Annotated in this window: 5 protein-coding genes; 1 reads left to right on the forward strand and 4 read right to left on the reverse strand. The window is 71.2% G+C overall.

Annotated features, from left to right (window positions below):
- Positions 1 to 120: 120 nt before the first annotated feature.
- Both ACYVE7_RS30235 and rsmI read right to left on the reverse strand, forming a co-directional pair.
- A complete protein-coding gene (locus tag ACYVE7_RS30235) occupies positions 121 to 633 on the reverse strand; it encodes a SigE family RNA polymerase sigma factor (protein WP_460369483.1) in 513 nt (170 codons plus the stop codon).
- A gap of 66 nt (positions 634 to 699) precedes the next feature.
- Positions 700 to 1,542 carry a 16S rRNA (cytidine(1402)-2'-O)-methyltransferase gene (gene rsmI, locus ACYVE7_RS30240; protein ID WP_460369484.1) on the reverse strand — a complete coding sequence of 281 codons (843 nt, stop codon included), beginning with the start codon at positions 1,540 to 1,542 and terminating at the stop codon, positions 700 to 702.
- Between the two features lie 51 nt (positions 1,543 to 1,593).
- Here rsmI and ACYVE7_RS30245 point away from each other — a divergent pair, with 51 nt between their 5' ends.
- Entirely contained in the window at positions 1,594 to 3,156 is a 1,563-nt protein-coding gene (locus ACYVE7_RS30245) for a dolichyl-phosphate-mannose--protein mannosyltransferase (RefSeq protein WP_460369486.1), read from the forward strand.
- A 16-nt stretch (positions 3,157 to 3,172) separates the two neighbouring features.
- Here ACYVE7_RS30245 and ACYVE7_RS30250 read toward each other — a convergent pair whose 3' ends face one another.
- Both ACYVE7_RS30250 and ACYVE7_RS30255 read right to left on the reverse strand, forming a co-directional pair.
- The gene (locus ACYVE7_RS30250; protein WP_460369488.1) at positions 3,173 to 3,772 is read right to left on the reverse strand and encodes a DUF305 domain-containing protein; all 600 of its coding nucleotides are present in this window, start codon (positions 3,770 to 3,772) and stop codon (positions 3,173 to 3,175) included.
- A 47-nt stretch (positions 3,773 to 3,819) separates the two neighbouring features.
- Positions 3,820 to 4,236: class I SAM-dependent methyltransferase (locus ACYVE7_RS30255; RefSeq protein WP_460369490.1), on the reverse strand; the 417-nt coding region annotated here is incomplete at its 5' end.

Genomic DNA, 4,236 nt, shown 5'->3' on the forward strand with positions numbered 1-4,236 from the left:
GGCGGGCGCGGACCTTGGCCGCGACCCCGGCCACCCGGTCGGTGACGGCCGGTGCGGGCTCCCCCCCGATCCGCAGCAGCTCGCGCAGCTCGTCGGTGTTCAGCGGTTCAGCCTCGGTGTTCATTCGCCGACCCCCAGGTCGATCCGGTTCCGGGACGGGCGGAGCGTCGCGTCGACGCGGAGCGCGGCCAGCGCCTTGGCGGTCTGGCTCTTGACGGTGCCGACCGTGACGCCCAGCAGCCGCGCCGTCTGCGCCTCGGTGAGGTCCTCGTAGAACCGCAGGACGATCACGGCGCGCTGGCGGGGCGCGAGGCGGCCGAGGGCCCGCCAGACGAGGTCGCGTTCGTCGTGGGCGGCCAGCTCGTCGGGGCCGGGCCGCTCCGGCGGGAAGGCGGTGGGGCGTTCGCCGCGCCAGCGCCGCCGCCACCACGTCAGATACGTGGTGACGATGATCCTGCGGACGTAGGCCTCGGGCTGGTCGTCCAGCCGGGACCACGCCGTCCAGGCCTTGGCCAGAGCCTCCTGGAGGAGGTCCTCGGCCAGGGCCCAGTCGCGGGTCAGCAGATACGCGGTGCGTGCGAGCCGGTCGGACCGGGCCGCGACGAAACCGGCGTAACCGTCGGGATCTCCCACGGCGCCTCCTCTTCGGTCGCTCTCAAGAGGCTGTACGACGTGGGACGGGCCCAGGGTTGCCGGAGATCAGCGGAATTCCAGGACGGCCGCGTAGACGACCTTCTTGGGGACTCCGTTCTCCTTGGCGATGTCGGTGATGGCGTCCTTGCGGGGCACTCCCGCCGCTTCGCGTTCGGCGACGGCCGCGGCCAGGTCGGCCGGTGCGCTCAGCCGCTCCCGGGGCGGCGCGCCCGCGACGACCACGGTGATCTCGCCCTTCACCCCGTCGGACGCCCACGCGGCCAGGTCGGCCAGCGGGCCGCGTTTGATCTCCTCGTAGGTCTTGGTCAGCTCCCGGCAGACCGCCGCCTGACGGTCGCCGCCGAACGCGTCGGCCAGGGCGTGCAGCGACGCGTCCAGCCGGTGCGGGGCCTCGAAGAACACCATCGTGCGCGGCTCGTCGGCCAGCTCGGCGAGGCGTGAGGCCCGCTCGCCCGGCTTGCGCGGCAGGAACCCCTCGAAGCAGAACCGGTCGGTCGGCAGCCCCGACAGGACCAGGGCGGTCGTCACCGCCGACGGCCCCGGCAGCACCGTGATCGGGACGTCGGCCGCCACGGCCTCCACGACCAGCCGGTAGCCGGGGTCGGACACCCCCGGCATCCCCGCGTCGGTGACGACCAGGACGTCACGGCCCTCCAGCAGATCCTGGAGCAGTTCGGTGGCCCGCGACCGCTCGTTCTGGTCGTAGTAGGAGACGATCCGCGCCGTGAGCGCGACGTCCAGATCGGCGGCGAGCCTGCGCAGCCTGCGGGTGTCCTCCGCTGCGATGATCACCGCTTCGGAGAGTGCCCTGGTCAGACGGGGCGAGGCGTCGTCGACGCGGCCGATCGGCGCGGCGGCGAGAATGAGAGTTCCCTTCACACGTCCCATTGTCCACAGCGTCTTGGACTGTGACGGCCATGCCACCCGTACGATGACCCCGTGGTAGTGACGGAGAAGACCGAGCCGCCGCGGGCCGCCCCCCTGCGGGACAGGCTCGCGCCAAGAGTTCCCGGCAGCGCCCTGTGGGGGTGGCTCGGCCCCCTCCTGGTGACGGCTTTCGCCGGATTCCTCCGGTTCGACCGGCTCGGCAACCCGAACACGATCGTCTTCGACGAGACCTACTACGCCAAGGACTCCTGGGCGCTGTGGCGGTTCGGCTACGAGCACACCACCCGCGACGACCCCAAGGGCATCGCCGACAAGCTGTTCCTCGGCGGCAGCCCCAACCAGGTCTGGTCGGACGGCGGCTCGTTCATCGCGCACCCGCCGTTCGGCAAATGGATGATCGCGGTCGGTGAGGCGATCTTCGGGGTGAACCCGTTCGGCTGGCGGTTCATGGCGGCGCTCTGCGGCACCCTGTCGGTGCTGATCCTGTGCCGGCTGGCCCGCCGGATGACCGGCAACACCCTGCTGGGCTGCGCGGCCGGCTTCCTGCTCGCCCTCGACGGCCTGCACCTGGTGCTCAGCCGCACCGCACTGCTCGACATCTTCCTGATGTTCTGGGTGCTGGCCGGGTTCGCGTGCCTGGTCAACGACCGCGAACACGCCCGAAAGGTGCTGGCGGGCAAGCTCGACGCCTCCCCCGACCGGGCGTTCGGGCTCGGCCCGTACGTGTTCCATCCGTGGCGGATCGCGGCCGGGGTCTGCTTCGGGCTCGCGATCGGCGTCAAATGGTCGGCGGCGCCGTTCCTCGCCTGCTTCGTGATCATGGTGTTCCTCTGGGACATGGGCGCCCGCCGCAAGGCCGAAGTGCAGTTCCCCTACGCCGGCGCCATCTTCAAGGACGGCGTGGCGACGGTCCTCAGCATGTGCGTCCTGCCGGTGCTGGTCTACCTCGCCACCTGGACGGGCTGGCTGATGACCAGCGGCGGCTGGGGGCGCGGCATCGCGTCGAAGAACCTGCTGCTCCGGCCGATCGAGGGGCTGCCCGATCTGTGGAACTACCACCGCAGCATCCTGAACTTCCACGACAGCCTCAGCACGTCCCACCCCTACCAGTCGTGGCCGTGGGACTGGCCGGTGCTGCGGCGGCCCGTCGCGTTCTTCTACGACGACAAGATCACCGACTGTGGCGCCGCGAAGTGCTCCAAGGAGATCCTCGGCATCGGCACCCCCGCGATCTGGTGGGCGGCGATCGCGGCGCTGCTGGTGATGGTGTTCCTGTGGCTGGTCTACCGCGACTGGCGGGCCGGGGCGATCCTGCTCGCCTACGTGGCGGGCTGGCTGTTCTGGTTCTGGCCCGCGGCCGGCGACCGCACCATGTTCATGTTCTACGCGCTGCCGCTGGTGCCGTTCATGTGCCTGGCGATCGTGATGGCGCTCGGCCTGATCGTCGGGCCGGTCACCCAGCCCGGCGCCCGGCGGATCGTCGGAGCGTCGATCGCGGGCGCCTACCTGCTGCTCGTCCTGCTGAACTTCTGGTACCTGTACCCGGTGCTGGCCGCCAAGAGCCTGCCCTACGACTCCTGGCACGCCCGCATGTGGATGGACTCCTGGGTCTAGCGGGTCTGGGCCGGAGCTAGGACAGCAGGGACTTCATCGTGGTGATCTCGGCGTTCTGACCGTCGACGATCGACTGGGCGAGCGTCTTGGACGGGCCGTGCGCGCCCTCGGCGAGCTCGACGTTGGCGGAGGCGACGGCCCCCTCATGGTGCTTGATCATGAGTTCGAGGAAGAGCCGGTCGAACGCGGGCCCGGTGGCCTTCTTCAGCTCGTCCAGCTCGGCCGTCGACATCATCCCGTTGCCGCCCATGTCGCCGCTCATCTCGTGGTCCATGGCCGGGGACTCGCCCCACGCGCTCAACCAGCCCGTCATGGTCGCGATCTCCGGATCCTGAGCGCCCTTGATCTTGGCGGCGAGCTGCTTGACCTGCGGGCTCGCGGCGCGTGTCTCGGCGAGGACCGACATCTGCACGGCCTGCTTGTGGTGCGGGACCATCTCCTGGGAGAACATCACGTCGGCGTGGTTGTGGTCGCCCGCCGCCGCGGTCGCCGAGGCGGCGGGGTCGTGGCCGCCGCCGTGCCCGGAGTCGGCCTGGGAGTCCTCGCCCGAGCAGGCCGTCAGCGCCAGGGACAGGGCGAGCGCGGCGGGCAGGATCAGTCGGTTCACGGCGGTCATGGCCGCGACTATACCCCCACCCGGTACCGTGGTGGGGGCGGGTCGGCTCAGGTGCGGGTCGCGGTGAATCCGGCGACCGAGCCCGCGACGTCCACCTCGACGTCGCTGAAATACGGTGCCAGCCAGTCCTGCAGATCGTCCGCGGTGCCGCCAGGACCGAAGGCCCTGGCCAGCCGGAACGCACGGACCAGCAGATCGCTGCGCCGCCGCTCCCCCACGACGACCAGGGTGCCGCGCAGCGTGCCGCCGGGCCGCAGCACCCGCGCGAACTCAGCGACGGCCGCCGCCGGATCGGGCAGCACGTGCAGGCCGTTGAAGCTGGTGACGAGGTCGAACGAGGCGTCGTCGAACGGCAGCGCCGCGGCGTCCGCGCGGACGAACCGCACCTGGTCGAGGTGACGTTCCGCGGCGTGGGCCTTCGCCCGCTCCAGCATCGCGTCCGACCGGTCGGCCGCGACGTACCG

The sequence above is a fragment of the Actinocorallia lasiicapitis genome (genome assembly GCF_054778695.1).

Excerpts from the sequence above, each read along its gene's own strand:
- rsmI (WP_460369484.1), bottom strand. The coding sequence starts at position 1,542 with ATGGGACGTGTGAAGGGAACTCTCATTCTCGCCGCCGCGCCGATCGGC.
- ACYVE7_RS30250 (WP_460369488.1), bottom strand. The coding sequence starts at position 3,772 with ATGACCGCCGTGAACCGACTGATCCTGCCCGCCGCGCTCGCCCTGTCC.